Origin of the sequence: Erwinia sp. 198, from assembly GCF_003937915.1 — a bacterium.
Taxonomy (GTDB): Bacteria; Pseudomonadota; Gammaproteobacteria; order Enterobacterales; family Enterobacteriaceae; genus Erwinia; species Erwinia aeris.
Map to the genome: position 1 here is coordinate 170,070 of NZ_RHUM01000007.1, position 14,974 is coordinate 185,043.

Annotated in this window: 9 protein-coding genes; 6 read left to right on the plus strand and 3 right to left on the minus strand. The window is 60.4% G+C overall.

Annotation, left to right across the window (positions count from 1 at the left end):
- Nucleotides 1-24: 24 nt before the first annotated feature.
- The 6 genes from bcsA (at nt 25) to EGK14_RS11800 (ending at nt 11,455) form a co-directional block, all read left to right on the plus strand.
- The gene (bcsA, locus tag EGK14_RS11775; RefSeq protein WP_125289288.1) at nt 25-2,121 is read left to right on the plus strand and encodes a UDP-forming cellulose synthase catalytic subunit; all 2,097 of its coding nucleotides are present in this window, start codon (nt 25-27) and stop codon (nt 2,119-2,121) included.
- On the plus strand, nt 2,118-4,460 hold the full coding sequence (gene bcsB, locus EGK14_RS11780) for a cellulose biosynthesis cyclic di-GMP-binding regulatory protein BcsB (protein ID WP_125289289.1): 2,343 nt from the start codon (nt 2,118-2,120) through the stop codon (nt 4,458-4,460). The genes bcsA and bcsB overlap by 4 nt, the downstream gene beginning before the upstream one ends.
- Before the next feature lie 2 nt (nt 4,461-4,462).
- The gene (locus tag EGK14_RS11785; RefSeq protein WP_125289374.1) at nt 4,463-8,212 is read left to right on the plus strand and encodes a cellulose biosynthesis protein BcsC; all 3,750 of its coding nucleotides are present in this window, start codon (nt 4,463-4,465) and stop codon (nt 8,210-8,212) included.
- On the plus strand, nt 8,212-8,676 hold the full coding sequence (bcsD, locus tag EGK14_RS11790) for a cellulose biosynthesis protein BcsD (protein WP_125289290.1): 465 nt from the start codon (nt 8,212-8,214) through the stop codon (nt 8,674-8,676). The genes EGK14_RS11785 and bcsD overlap by 1 nt, the downstream gene beginning before the upstream one ends.
- Nucleotides 8,677-8,687: 11 nt before the next feature.
- A complete protein-coding gene (locus EGK14_RS11795) occupies nt 8,688-9,686 on the plus strand; it encodes a glycosyl hydrolase family 8 (RefSeq protein ID WP_125289291.1) in 999 nt (332 codons plus the stop codon).
- A 266-nt stretch (nt 9,687-9,952) separates the two neighbouring features.
- Entirely contained in the window at nt 9,953-11,455 is a 1,503-nt protein-coding gene (locus tag EGK14_RS11800; RefSeq protein WP_125289292.1) for a DUF2235 domain-containing protein, read from the plus strand.
- Between the two features lie 32 nt (nt 11,456-11,487).
- Here the strand turns inward: EGK14_RS11800 and bcsG are convergent, their stop codons facing one another.
- Genes bcsG through bcsE form a run of 3 tightly spaced genes read right to left on the minus strand, consistent with a single transcriptional unit; the run spans nt 11,488 to nt 14,851 of the window.
- Nucleotides 11,488-13,140, minus strand: coding sequence for a cellulose biosynthesis protein BcsG (gene bcsG / locus EGK14_RS11805; protein ID WP_125289293.1), 1,653 nt, complete (start codon nt 13,138-13,140; stop codon nt 11,488-11,490).
- Nucleotides 13,137-13,322 carry a cellulose biosynthesis protein BcsF gene (gene bcsF, locus EGK14_RS11810; RefSeq protein WP_125289294.1) on the minus strand — a complete coding sequence of 62 codons (186 nt, stop codon included), beginning with the start codon at nt 13,320-13,322 and terminating at the stop codon, nt 13,137-13,139. The genes bcsG and bcsF overlap by 4 nt, the downstream gene beginning before the upstream one ends.
- The gene (gene bcsE / locus EGK14_RS11815; RefSeq protein WP_125289295.1) at nt 13,319-14,851 is read right to left on the minus strand and encodes a cellulose biosynthesis protein BcsE; all 1,533 of its coding nucleotides are present in this window, start codon (nt 14,849-14,851) and stop codon (nt 13,319-13,321) included. The genes bcsF and bcsE overlap by 4 nt, the downstream gene beginning before the upstream one ends.
- Nucleotides 14,852-14,974 lie beyond the last annotated feature (123 nt).

Below are 14,974 nucleotides of genomic sequence, written 5' to 3' on the forward strand. Positions count from 1 at the left end.
CTCGTTTTGTTTTCAGGATGACTTATGAAAAAAGTCCTGTATTACCTGCAGCTGTTGATATTATTTCCGCTGGCCGCAGTAATTGTTATCACACCGATGGACAGCCAGAAACAATATATTTTCGGCCTGATCGCCATTGCCCTTCTTTTCGTGCTGGGCCTCAGCAAAAGCCGTAAAATAACCATGGTGATGGTGTTTCTGTCGGCCCTGATGTCAACGCGCTATATATACTGGCGCGCGACGGAGACCCTGGCATTTAATTCAGAAATCGAAGCTATGCTGGGCATCGGCTTATTTATTGCCGAGGTGTATGTCTGGGTGATTTTGCTTTTAGGCTATCTGCAAACGTCATGGCCGTTAAAAAGAACCATCGAGCCGATGCCCGACGATATCAGCCTGTGGCCGACCGTCGATATTTACGTGCCGAGCTATAACGAGAGCCTGGACGTGGTGCGTGATACCGTGCTGGCCGCGCAGTGCATCGATTACCCTCGCGACAAGCTCAAAATTTATCTGCTGGACGACGGCAAGCGCAGCGAGTTCGCCGTTTTCGCCGCCGATGTTGGCGTTGGCTACATTACGCGTGACGACAACCGCCACGCCAAGGCGGGCAACCTGAATCACGCGATGACCATCACCAAAGGCGAGCTGATTACCGTTTTTGACTGCGACCATGTGGCCACCCGAACGTTTCTGCAGGCCACCGTCGCGCCTTTTCTGAAAGATCCCGAGCTGGCGCTGCTGCAAACGCCGCACTATTTTTATTCGCCGGATCCCTTCGAGCGCAACCTGAAGGCCGCGCGTGAAATCCCGAACGAAGGCGCGCTCTTCTATGGCCCGGTTCAGCAGGGCAACGATAACTGGAACGCGACCTTCTTTTGCGGCTCCTGTGCGGTTATCCGCCGCCGCGCGCTGGAAGAGATCGGCGGCTTCGCGACCGAAACCGTGACCGAAGATGCGCATACCGCTCTGAAAATGCAGCGTCGCGGCTGGAAATCCGCTTTCCTGGCGCTGCCGCTGGCCGCCGGTCTGGCGACCGAACGTCTGGGCCTGCATATTATTCAGCGTACCCGCTGGGCGCGCGGCATGACGCAAATTTTCCGCGTCGATAATCCGCTGCTGGGACGCGGTCTGAAGTGGCAGCAGCGTTTGTGCTACCTGAACGCCATGCTGCACTTCCAGTTTGGCCTGCCGCGCGTGATCTTTCTGACCGCGCCGCTGGCTTACCTGCTGTTTGATCTGAATATTATTCACTCTTCCGCCAGCCTGATTTTCGCCTACGTGCTGCCGCATCTGGTGATGTCGCTGTACGTCAACTCCAGGATGAACGGGCGTTTCCGCGCCACCTTCTGGGGCGAGATCTACGAAACGGTGATGGCTTTCCATCTGGTTATCCCTACGCTGCTGACCATGATTTCGCCGAAGCACGGTAAATTCAACGTCACCGACAAAGGCGGCCTGTTGAATACCGGTTTTTTCGACTTTAACATCGTGCGTCCGCACGTGATCTGCGCCGCGCTGCTGCTGGCGGGCGTGGTCAGCGGCATCGTGCGCGCCGCAGCGCATAACTATTTTGGCGTCGATCCTTACGTTATCGCGCTTAACGTCGGCTGGGCGCTGTTCAGCCTGATTATTCTGATGGCCGCGATTGCCGTGGCGCGTGAAACCAAACAGACGCGCAAAACCATTCGTATCGACGTCGATATTCCGGTAATCATGCATTACGCCAGCGGCATTTCATCGCGCTCCACCACGGTCAACCTTTCTATGGGCGGCGTGCAGGTTACGGCGCCGGACAGCCGTCATGAAACGGACGTTATTGAGGCGATTGATTTGATGCTGCACTCTGGCGCCATCTCGCTTCCTGTCAGCACCATTGGCGCAGATGAGGGCGTGATCCGCCTGCAATTTGCCGAAATTCCGCTGTCGCGCCGTCGTGAACTGGTGCGCGTGGTGCTCGCCCGCGCCGATGCGTGGATCAAGCCGGAAGGGCCGAAGGACAAGCCGCTGCGCTCGCTGTTGACCATCATCCGCACCGTCTTTGAACTGTTCTGGCTTACCTGGAAAGACCGACGCGCCAAACGTCAGGCACTCAAGGCCAATGAGGATAGCGCGGCATGAAAAAGCTTTTAGCCATCCTTTGTCTTGGCGTAATGACGCTGGGACAGGCGTATGCCGCCGACAGCGTGACGCAGGACAGCAGCGCGCTGTCGCAGATCCCGCCGCCGGTCGGCACCGGAACGGCGGAAGACCTGCCGCCGCTGCCGCCCATCGGCGATAACGCCGCGCCGGTAGCGCTGCTGAACCAGCCGCTGACCAGCACCATCTCCGTGGCGCAAATGGGCCAGGCCAGCGGCATTTTGCTGACCGGCAGCCAGCTGCAGTCCGGCATCGTCTTTACCCTGCCCGCTGATGAGGTGATCACCAATGCGCGGCTGAATCTGTCGCTCAGGGTTTCCAAAGCGCTGGCGGCGCGCAACGCCTCCATGCAGCTGATGCTGAACGGCCAGCCGCTGGGCACGCTGCCGCTGAACGCTTCCGACAGTGCCAGCGAAGAGTATCAGCTGGATATTCCGGCCGCGATGGTGGTGTCCAGCAACAACCTGAGCTTTAAACTCAACGACGCGGATCGGCTGCTGTGCGAGCGCGATAACGATCGCTATCAGGTGACTATTCTGCCTGCCACCACGCTGGCGCTTGAAGGGCAGCAGCTGAATATCGGCAATAAATTGCGTAATTTCCCGCGCCCGTTTATTGATGCGCAGCGCATGACGCCCGCCAGCATAGCGATGGTGTTTGGCGCGGCCGTCACGCCGGGCAAAGTCAGCGCGGCGGCGACCGTCTCCTCCTGGCTGGGGATCCAGACCGACTATCGCGGCGTCAACTTTCCGGTATTGCGTAACGATATGCCGGAGAAAAACGGCATTGTCTTTGCGAAGCCCGGCGAAACCATCGCAGGCTTAACCGTGCCGCAGGTAAACGGGCCGACGTTGCAAATGGTCGATAACCCGATTAACCCGGTTTACAAGCTGATGCTGGTGATCGGCAATAATGATGACGATCTGCGTCAGGCCGCGTGGCGACTCACCCAGCCGCTGAGCGTCGACAGCGACTCGCTGGCGGTCGGTCGCCAGGCTATTCCCGCGAGCAAGGCCTATGATGCACCTCGCTGGATCAATACCGATCGGCCGGTGCGCCTGAGCGAGCTGTTGCGCAGGGATCAAAGCCTGACCACTACCGGCATCTGGCACGATGCCCTGAAGGTAAACTTCCGCGCCGCGCCTGATTTATTCCTGTGGGATGGTGAAACGGTGCCGGTGCAGCTGAACTATCGTTTCCCGTCGGAAAGCTGGATTGATGAAGACAACTCCTTTCTCAACGTCAGTCTGAACGGCACTTTCCTGCGCAATCTGACCGTAAATAAAGTCGGGCTGCTGGAAAACATCTGGCACCGGCTGGGCGGCGACGCGCGTCAGGAGAAATACACCCTGAAGTTCGACCCTTATCTGATTTACGGCGACAACCAGCTACAGCTCTATTTCAACATCAAGCCGGAGGCCAGCGCGCCGTGCAGCGTATTGACCAATAACAACATCAAAAGCCGCATTGAGGATGACGCCTGGATCGATTTAAGCCATACGCGCCACTTCTCTCTGCTGCCGAATCTTTCCTATTTTGTCGGTGCCGCTTTTCCGTTTACGCGCTTTGCTGACTATTCGCAAACCGTGCTGCTGCTGCCTGCCTCGCCCAGCGATGCGGAGATCGGCGCGCTGCTGGATATGGCCGGACGCGCCGGTAGCGCAACCGGCGTGGCGCTAAGCGGCAACCGCGTGCTGTTTGGCGTGCCCGTCGGCAAACCTGACTGGCTGCGCAACAGCGACGTGCTGGCGTTCTCCACGCTGGCGCAAAGCGACTTCAACCAGGCGTTGCTGCGGCATTCGCCGTTTGAAATAAATGGCCACACCCTGGGCGTGAAAGAGCCGACGCTGCTGGATAACCTGCGCGGCTGGCTGGCCGGCGACTGGACTCGCCAGGCAGTGGATGCCGATCGCTATTTTTCTTCTAACGAAGACTGGCGCGGTTTTATCAGCTACCGCTCGCCGTGGAGCCCTTCACGCGTGGTGGTGGCGACCGTGGCGACCGACGATGCGCAGCTGGCGAGCCTGCATAATGACCTGAAATTGCCGCGCATTAACGCCGGGATCCGGGGTGATACCGCGATAATCACCGGCGAAAACGGCATCCGCAGTTTCCGCGTTGGCGCGCAGTTCCCGAGCGGAGAAATGCCGTGGTACATGATGGTGGTGTGGTATGCCAGCCAGCACGCGGTCGTGCTGGCGCTGATAGCGCTGCTGCTCTCCACCATTGTGGGATTGAGCACCTTTATTTTGCTGAAGCGGCACGCCTGGAAACGGCTGAATCCGCAGCACGTGCAGCAGACGCCGGGCGAGAAAAAATGACTATGACCATCAAAACGCTTATCGCGCTGGGTCTGCCGTGCATCACGCTGGCGGCGGGCGCGGCTTCCACCGGCGCTAATCCGGCCCTGCAGGCGCTGTTCGACCAGGCTAACTACTGGCATCAGAAGGCGCATGACGAGCTGGCGCGTGACGCGCTGAACAAGGTGCTGATGGTGGACGGCAATAACGTCCAGGCACTGTATCTGATGGCGCTGTGGGCGCAGCAGAGCGGCGATAAAACAACGGCGGCCGCCTTCCGCGAGCGGCTCAGCAAAGCGTCGCCAGAGGATACACGGCTGAGCGAGCTGGATAACGCCCGCCAGCTTCAGTCCATTCCTGCGGCACAGCTGGCGCTGGCGCGTCAGCAGGCCCGCAGCGGCAACATCGCCGCCTCGCTGCAAACCTGGCGCAACACCTTTAGCGGCAACGAGCCGCCAGCCAGCGTGGCCGCCGAATACTATCTGACGATGGCGGGCGACCGTACGCTGCTGCCGCAGGCGGTTGACGCGCTGCGCCAGTTCGTTGCCGCCCATCCGCAGGATACCGGTGCAAAGCTGGCGCTGGGCAAGGCGCTGACCTACGACGCCGTCACCCGACGCGAAGGCATGGAGACATTAAGCGGCATGGCGGACGGCAACGACGATGCCGATCGCTCGCTGCGCCAGGCGATGCTGTGGCTGGCCGCGAAGCCGGAAGACGCGCCGCTCTACCAGGCGTGGCAGCAGCGCCATCCGCAGGACAGCGCGGTGATGGACTATTTCCGTAAAAACGCGGGCGGTGCGGAAAAAGGTGAAGGCTTTACCGCGCTGAACAGCGGCGACGTGTCCGGCGCGCAGAACGCCTTCGATCGTGTTTTGCAGACCAATCCCGAGGACGCCGACGCGCTGGCGGGGATGGGCTATGTGGCGCAGCGCAGCGGCAACTATGCGGCGGCCGCCGACTACCTTGAGCGCGCGGCGAAGCAGGGCGGCGACAGCGGGCAGCAGCGCCAGCAGCAGGCTGCCGATGCCCGTTTCTACGGCCAGCTGGCCGCCGCGCAGCAGGTGCTGAAGGCGGGCGACGTCGCGCAGGCGCTGAGCCTGAGCGAGCCGCTGAGCCAGGCGGAAGGCGAAAAAGGCGTGGCAGCGAAGCTGTTCCGCGCGGACGTGCAGCGCCGCAACAATCAGCTGGATGCCGCCGAACAAACCTATCGCGCCATTCTGCAAAGCGATGCGGATAACCGCCCGGCGAAGGAAGGGCTGTTTTACGTGCTGCGCCAGCAGAACCGGGGCAGCGAGGCCAGCGCGCTGCTCGCCGCGCTGCCGGAAAACGTGCGGGCCAGCGTCACGCCGCGTCCCGGCGTCACCAGCGACTCGCTGCGCCGCGAAGCCAAACAGGCGGCGCGGTCCGGCAATCCTCAGCGTGCTATCGCGCTGCTGTCAGCCGGGATGCAGCGTTTTCCGAACGATGCCTGGCTGCGGCTCGACCTGGCTCGCCTTTATCAGCAGCAGGGCGATACCGCGCAGGCGGCTGGCGTGATGCAGCCCGCTTTTCGCGCCAGCGCTGGCAGCAGCGAAATCTATGCCGCCGCGCTGTTCGCCAGCGAAAGCGGCGCCTGGCAGCAGGCACAGTCTCTGCTGGCGCGGATTCATCAGCAGAACGAAGACATGCGTGAACTTTCTCGCCGCGTGAACTTCAATCTGCAAATGGCGGTCGCGCAGCAGTATTTGGTGCAGGGATCGACGGCTGCCGCGGCCAACACGCTGCGGGCGCTGACGATGGATCCGCCAACCAACCCGGCGGACGCGGGCAGCCTGGCGAAAGGGCTGGCCGACGCGGGCGATCTCAACGCGGCCGTCGCCGTGGCGCGCGGCAATATGCAGCGCGGCGTACAGGGCAACGCGGGCGATTACGCGCTTCAGATTGCGGTGCTGAACCAGGCCGGACTGAGCGGCGAAGCGCAAAGCTTCCTGAACAGCCCGACGCTCCAGGCTAACAGTACGCCAGACCAGCTGGCCGGTATCCAGAACGGCTATCTGATCAACGAAGCCGACCGTCTGCGCACTCAGGGCAAATATGCGGCGGCCTACGACAAGCTGATCGGCGCGCTGCAGCGAGATCCGCAGAACAGCGATCTGATGTTTGCGATGGGCCGCCTTTATCAGTCCGGCAAAATGAATAAAGAAGCGGGCGTGGTTTATGACTACCTGATGACCCGCGACACGCCGACGCAGGATGCACGCGTGGGCGCTATCGACGTGGCGCTGGCGACGCACGACCTGCCAAAAGCCAAAGCGCTGATGGCGGGATTGCAGGGCGAACAGACACCGGAGCGCCTGCTGTTGATGGCGCGCGTGGCCGAAGCCGACGGCGACCATCAGCGGGCGCTGGCCTGTCTGCACAGCGCGCGTGGCAGGATGATTGGTTTGCAGGGCGGCCCGACGCCGGTGATTGGCGGCATGGTGCTGGCGGATAACCCGTTTGTGGATCGTACCACGCTGATGGCGCGCAAATCGCCTTCCGCCTACGGCAGCGTGATGCCGTGGCAGCAGGCGCCAGCGGGCAATGCCATCGGTACCGAAGCAGCCTCGCAGCAGGCGAGAACGCTGCACCAGATCGATACCATGATAGACGGCTTACAAGAACGTACCGGCAGCTGGACGCAGGGCGGCGTACAGGTGAGGGGACGCGACGGCGAAACGGGCCTGAGCAAGCTGACCGAGGCCAAAGCGCCGCTGAGCTGGTCAAGCGTGCCTTACGGCGATACGCGCTTCAACTTTACGCTGACGCCGGTGACGCTCAATGCGGGCAGCGCGTCGGGCACGTCGCTCGCGCGCGTCGGCACCCAGGCGCTGGAGCAGGGCCGCATTGCCCGGGCGAATAACAGTGCGCCTTCGGCCGTGCTGCTTAATTCGCCAGGGTCGCAGACCGCCTCTGGCGTAGAGGTCAACCTGGGCCTGACCAACGACAACTTTAAGATCGACCTGGGATCGACGCCGCTGGGCCAGGATCTCAGCACGCTGGTGGGCGGCATCCAGTGGTCGCCGAAGCTCACCGACTACCTGACGCTGATCCTGACCGGCGAACGGCGCGCCGTCACCGACAGCCTGCTCTCTTATGTCGGCACCGAAGATAAGCTGAGCGGTAAAAAATGGGGCGCCGTCACCAAAAACGGCGGCAACGCGCTGCTGAGCTATGACAACGGTGACGCCGGTTTCTATCTCGGCGCGGGCGGCTATAGCTATATCGGTGAGAACGTCGCCAGCAACCAGAGCCTGAACGGCACAGCCGGCGCCTACGTGCGTCCTTATCACGACGGTAACAGCGAGCTGAAAACCGGCATCAGCATGAGCTGGATGGATTTCTCAAAGAACTTCAGCTACTACAGCTATGGCCAGGGCGGCTACTTCAGCCCGCAGGATTTCGTGGCCGTGTCGTTCCCGGTTGACTGGAGCAAAAACTACGACGATCTGAAGGTGAAAGTGGGCGGTTCCATGGGCTATCAGTCTTACTCCCAGGATCGCAGCGCCTACTTCCCGACCGATCCGGGCAAACAGGCAGAGCTGCAAAGCTACTATGACGCCGGTTACGCCACCGAGGCTTACTACGTGGGCGGCAGTAAAAACGGCATTGGCTATAATCTTCATGCGGGCGCGGATTATAAAGTCAGCAAGGACGTCACCGTTGGCGGTCAGCTGGGTTACGACACCTTTGGCGACTACAACGAGAGCACGGCTCAACTTTACTTCCGTTACAGGCTCGGAGACAAATAATGAGTGAATTTCAGGAACGTACCCTGAACTACTACCGCCAGCAGCAGTATCAGTCCGGCTGGTTCGATCTGCTGAGCCTGATGATTAACGGCATGCTGAACAACGCGGGCGAGCAGGAAAGCCACGCGTTTTTACGGCAGATGGGCGACAGCCTGGCCGGTCGTTATCCGCTGGGCGCGGCGCGCACCGTTGGCGAGCTGGAACAGCAGATCAATCTGACGCTGGCGCGCTTTAACTGGGGTTTTGTCGACGTGCAGCCGCATGAAACCGCGATGCTGATCCACCATATGGCCCTGCCGTCGGCAGGCGGTCAGATGGATGACCGACGGTGGCGGCAGGCGCTGGGCGCGGTGCTGAGCGGCCTCTACGCCCGCTGGCTGGCCGAGCAGGGCGGCAGCCCGACCGTTTCGCTGACCTGCCTCGATACCGGCAGCACGACTGCTACTTTTCGCTATCAGCTGTAAGGAATTTATCCATGACTCTGCTCAGGGCGAGCGTATTGATGATTGTAATGATGCTGGGCTGTATGCAGGCCAGCGCCGCCGACGGCTGGAGCACGTTTAAAAGCCGCTTTTTAACCAGCGAAGGCCGTATTCAGGATACCGGCAACAAAAATATCAGCCACACCGAAGGCCAGGGCTACGGCATGCTGCTGGCGGTTGCCAATAACGATCGTGAAAGCTTCGCTAACCTGTGGAACTGGACGCAAAAGCACCTGAAAAACCCGCAAAATGGGCTGTTCTACTGGAAATACGTGCCGGACGCGACCGATCCGGTAGCGGATAAAAACAGCGCCTCCGACGGCGATGTGCTGATCGCCTGGGCGTTGCTGCAAGCGGGCCAGAAATGGCAGAACAACGCCTGGCTGCAGGCGTCCGATGGTATTCAACGTGCCATTATCGCTAAGGAAGTGATTACCTATGCGGGTCATACCGTCATGCTGCCGGGCGATCGGGGATTTAATAAAACCAGCTACGTAGTGTTGAATCCTTCTTATTTCCTGTTCCCGGCCTGGCGGGATTTTGCCGCGCGCAGCCATCTTAAGGTGTGGACGAACCTGATCGACAGCGGAATGGATCTGCTGCCGAAAATGCGTTTTGGCGACGCCGCGCTGCCAACCGACTGGGTAGCGCTGAACGCTGACGGTAGCGTCGCGCCCGGCATTGGCTGGCCGCCGCGCTTCTCTTACGACGCTATCCGCGTGCCGCTTTATCTCTACTGGTACGATGCGCAGAGTCTGCAGCTGGTGCCTTTCCAGCATTTCTGGACGAGCTTCGCGCGTGATAAAACGCCCGCGTGGATCGACGTTAGCAACAGCAATAAGGCGCCTTACAATATGGCTGGCGGCCTGCTGGCGGTGCGCGATTTAACCCTGAATCAGACCGGCTACCTCAGCGATCGGCTAACGGAGGATCAGGATTATTACTCTGCCAGCCTACAGCTGCTGGCCTGGCTGGCTTATCAGAGCCAGTAATATCCCTTCCGTGACGATTGACCTCCGCAACGGCCTGGCCGTTGCGGGGGTCATTCATCCGTCATCTGTAAATGATTTTCCGTCTGCCGCCGCGCGCTTTCTCTACGGCGATACACGGCCGCCTCCTTCCCCAGCGTAAATAATTAACAATATGAATATCCTGCTAATTTTTACCGATGCTCCTGCAAAATTGGCGACGATAAACCCCTTGTATTGATCCGGCTATAGCGGCTTACTGACCGCCCTGAAACTGACCGGATACCCAGATGAGCCTGCTACTGCGCGCCTCTGCGGACGACCAGAGCGCACAGCAACCAGCCGTCGTCACTCTTACCCTTGGCATCTTCTTTGACGGCACGGGAAATAACGCGCTGAACGCCCGCAGCATTCTGGAGACGGGCGGCCCTGCGCCGGACGACAGCAAAGCGCTGGCGGCCTGGCGGCAGGCCGCACAGCAAACGCTGGGCCTTCGCGAGCGCGCCATCGGCAGCCATATTGGTTACTACACCAACATTCACCGGCTGCATTCGCTGTACGCTACCGATCTTGCGGGTGGACAAATCCAGCAGCGCCTTTATATCGACGGCATCGGCACGGAGGCGGGCGCGGCGGACAGGGCGCTGAATATGGCGTTCGGCACGGGCAGCCAGGGCATCGTGGCGAAAGCAAACAAAGCCGTTGCCGCACTGGTCGAGGCGCTGCGCGGTTACGCCATCCGCCAGCCGGATCGGGTTATCAACGAGCTGCAATTCGATCTCTTCGGCTTTAGCCGGGGAGCCGCCGCCGCGCGCCATTTTGCCAACCGCGTGTTTCAACAGGACAGCGCTATCGTCGAGGCGATCGAAAGAGGGCTGGAAGGCATGGAATATCGCGGTTTGCCAGCCGGGAAAACCCGCTTTCTGGGCCTCTTTGATACGGTAGCCGCCGTGGCGACGCTGGCGAACGGGCTGGATCCCAACAGCGCGGACAGCGGCGACGTCAATCTGGCGCTGCGGCCCGGCATAGCGGAGAAAGTTTTTCATCTTACCGCGCAGCACGAATGCCGCTTTAACTTCGCACTGAACAGCGTGCGGCCCGCCTGGCCTGAGGTGGCGCTGCCGGGCGCCCATTCGGATATCGGCGGCGGCTACCATCCCGTGGAGCAGGAAAGCTGTTTTCTGACCCGTCCGCAGTTCAAAACCGTGCCGCTTTCTACGCCGGATGAAGAAACCAGGGTCTACCGCGTCGCCAGCAAAGCGCTGGATGCCCTGCGAGACTATCCGGCGATTGCGCCTTACGTTGATAGCGGCGAGGTAGAAATACGTGCCTGGTTTGATGACAGGATGCCTGTCGATCGTTACGGAATGCTGCAAAAGCGCAGCGGCGCGGCGGCGGTGCTGCGGCGCACCGTACGCAACGACTGGGCAAAAGTGGCGCTCAGGGTGATGATGGAGGCGGCCCGGGCGGCGGGCGTGATATTTACCGCTATCGATGAAGCCGACGAGGCGCTGGCGCTGCCGGCGGAGCTGCTGCCGCTGTGTGACAAAGCGCTGGCGCTGAGCCATGCCGTCCGCCACGGGCGGGAAGCCGTCGGCTTCAGTAAAGAGGAAATCGCGCTACTGGCGGCAGACTATCTGCACTGTTCGGCGAACTGGAACGAGGTGCAAACCGACGCTGACGGCAATATTATTCATGCCGTCAGGCCGGTTGAGCAGGGTTCATTCGTCAATCGTCCCGATAACCGCTGGCGGCGCACGGTGTACGATCTCAACGGCAAAAAAATGGCCTGAGCAAAAAGGGGCATCGGCCGATGCCCCTTCCGCTATTGCGGGTAAGCTACCCAGTCGCCGCCGTTCAGCCTAATCCACGGCTTGCCCTGATACATCACCACCACCGCGTTATCGTTTTCCGACACCACCTGCGTTTGCGGCAGGTTTTCGGTCAGCACCGACATATTGACGTTGGCGGCGTTGAACACCTGGCCGTCCACCACGCGGGAAACCAGATCGGAGAGCGCCAGCAGGCTTGTCGGGGCTTCCACGGTCATCGGCTGCGCCTGATGCGGCGCTTTCATCCCGGCGAATTTAATGCCGACGGGCACGTGCGTGATGTTCGGGCTGGGGATATCGCGCAGGCCGGACATCTGCATTTTATCACCCTGTAGCGCCGCGCCGTGCTCCGGCACAATTATCACCATTACCCGACGTCCCGATTTATCCAGATTGGTCAGGAAGGTATCAAGCTGATCGAACAGCAGCCTGGCGCGCGGCTGCCAGGCGGCGGTTTTGGTGCTGCCCAGCTCGCGGGTACCGTCGTGCAACGGGATCAGGTTATAGAAGGTGGCGGTGCGAGCGTCCGCGCTCTTCTGTCGCTCATCCAGCCAGCGCTGCATCAGTTCGCCGTCGTTAAAGACCGGCGAGCTGTCGAACGAGGTCCAGGATGCGCTGATGCCGGCCTGCGACATCAGCGGCGCCTGCAGGTCGCCATCGTCGCGCAGCTCCTGCAAATAGTTACCAAACACGCCGGTATGATCCATCATCAGCTGTTCTTTAAAGCCCAGCTTCGCCAGGTTATCGAACAGATAGCAGCGGCGATCGGTCGGCTTATAGAGATCGCTGTGCGAGGTCTGGCCGCAGCTGGCGCGCAGCAGACGGATCCCCGCCGGGCCGCTATAGCCGGTGGCGGAGTTATAGTTGTTCAGCACGATATCGAAATGCTTCCACAGCGGATGATCGCGTAGCTGAGCCACTTCCGCATCGGACCACGAGAGCGAGCAGATGTTGACGATCAGAATATCGAACGGCGCTGAATCGGCAGGCAGCGTGTCGGGGAAAGTCGTTACGCGCTGTTTTTCGCTGGCGTAAAACTTATCCAGATAAGCGGTCAGGTTGGCGCTGGTTGGCGGCGCCGACTGATCCATTGCGTTGGCATTGGCCGCGGCTTTGTTCGGCTGCGCCGCAGTATTAAGCGCCACCGGCGGCGTCGCCTCTTTGGTCGGCAACAGCGCGAAGGAAGGTCCGGCCATATTGACCACGTTGATCCACAGCAGCATCAGCGATACCAGCACCGACACGCGCACCCACTGGGAGACAAACAGATAGATCACCAGCATCACGAACCCGGCGCCGATCATCTGCCAGTTAACGAAACGGTTCACGAGATCCAGCAGATAGGCGCCGGAGAAACCGGCCAGCTGGCTGCCTTCGCTGAGAATACTTTGCGGGCCGGGTAGCCAGGTATCGTGCCAGAACAGGCCCAGGCCGAGGGGGACAGAGATCCAGTTGCGCCAGCGGTGCAGCCGTTCGTCAGGCAGCGGCAGCAGCAGCCAGGCCAGAAATACCAGGTTGGTCAGGGCGTGGAAATTCAGATAACCAAACCACAGCAGCGCGAATTTGATCAGGAAATAGAAATTCCAGCCGCCGAGACCACGCCAGTGCAGCAGGAGCGTCGGCTTTCGGGTCTTTGGTTGACTCATGTCTTATCCGATTTTGAAGAGTTACGCCGCCAGAGGCCTTCGTACTTCAGTGCGCGAGGCGGCGTGACCCGCAGCACCAGCTCCCGCCACTGCCTGGGCAGCCAGCGGGCGTAAAAGGGTTTCAGTAACAGCAGCAGCAGAACCGCCAGGATCAGGATTTGCACTCCGTCCATTAATGTCATGTCGTGATGTCCTGGCCAAGGGTGATATTGTGCGGCTGACGGCGCGCCTGCGGAGCGGTCACGGCCGACGCCGACGGCGCGGCGACAGGCGGCGGCGCATCCCGCCAGGCGGTTGGCACCTGACTGGTCAGCTGACGGACTTCCGACAGGATCTGTAAGTCTTCATGCCAGACCAGCCGGTTGGTAAAAATCTCATCGTGCGGCAGGTGAAAAATAAATTTTAGCGCGGTGTTCAAATCGCTAAAGCGGCAGGAAGAAAGAAACAGATAGAGCCGGTCGTCCAGCAGGGTAACCAGATCGCCGTAGCGACGCGGCTTACACAGCGTCAGCGCCTGCTCGGGTTTCAGCTCCGGCACAGGACGCAGTGCTACAAGCAGTCCTTTGCCGTTTTCCGGCAGCAGCGTATTGTTCACCAGCAGCGTGACCGACTGGCAAAAGTCCGCCAGCGGCAGATAGCCACGCGCCTGCAAAGGCTGCATCGATTTCATCAGCGCGCTGAGATCGGCCGGCACGTGGCGGTTATAGGATTGTCCCTGAATGCCTTCCAGCATGGTCAGAAAGCGCGACATGGTGGCGTTGATCGGCACGATGCTGTTGATGCCGCAGGCCAGCAGCAGCCGCTCGTCGCTGTAGCGCAGCGACGCCCGCATTTCCCGCACCACGATTTTCAACCCGCTACCGCGCGTGCGGCGCAGGCTATGGATCTGTTCTGCCAGCGCCGGGATCTGGTCGTTGTGTTGTAGGCTAAAGATCACCGTTGCCGCGCTGGCCTGCTGCGCGCGGTTGTGCAGTGCCGTATTGCTGTCAAACAGCGTCCACTGGCTCGACAGCGGCGGCGCGCCTTCCAGTACTGTTTTCTCCGCGAGATAGAGCGCCTCGTCATTCAGCGTCAGCGGCGTGCTTTGCTCTTTCTCCAACAGCCTGAACCGGTCCAGATTCAGATCCAGACGTAATGCGCGATCGGCCAGCATCCCACCGCTGTTGGCCCACCAGTTGATGCGGTAATCCCAGCAGTCCTGCTGCCAGTCCAGCTGCGCCAGGCCATCGACATGACGGTAAAGGCTTTGCACCCGGGTACGCAGCGCGTTGATTACTGAACCAAAGCTAATGATTAGCAGCGTGATAGGTTTAGCGTTAAGAAAGTGTTGTATCTTTTTTGTCCACAGCCGCAGCTCGTCCTGACTTAACTTTTCCCACAGGGAAGCAGGGGCAAAAAACAGGACCAGGCGAGGTTTTTCTGATAACACGCGAGCCAGATCGTCGGTAAAAGCGTGCAGCGCCCGACGGGTCTCCGGCAGCGAGAAAAGCGGGATGGCCGCAGGCCCGCCGGCGGGGGCGGGCGAAAGCAGCGTATCCGGCGCCAGGCCTGACGCGATCAGCGTAACGGTTTGCTGCGCGGCGATACACTGACGCGCCAGACAACGGGCGTCTTCCTGACGGTTGGCCGTCAGCCAGTAACATCCCGACGGCTGCATCAGCATCAACTCATCTCTGACCTGTTCAAATCCTAACGTAAATGGAGGTGTCATAAGATATTTCGCAACCCGGCTTGTTCTACGGCTAGAGTGTAGTCCAGTTAAAAAATGAAGTAGCATCATTGTATTCTGGCTAATATACATTACAACTTATAGCAAACCGACCCGCACCCGACC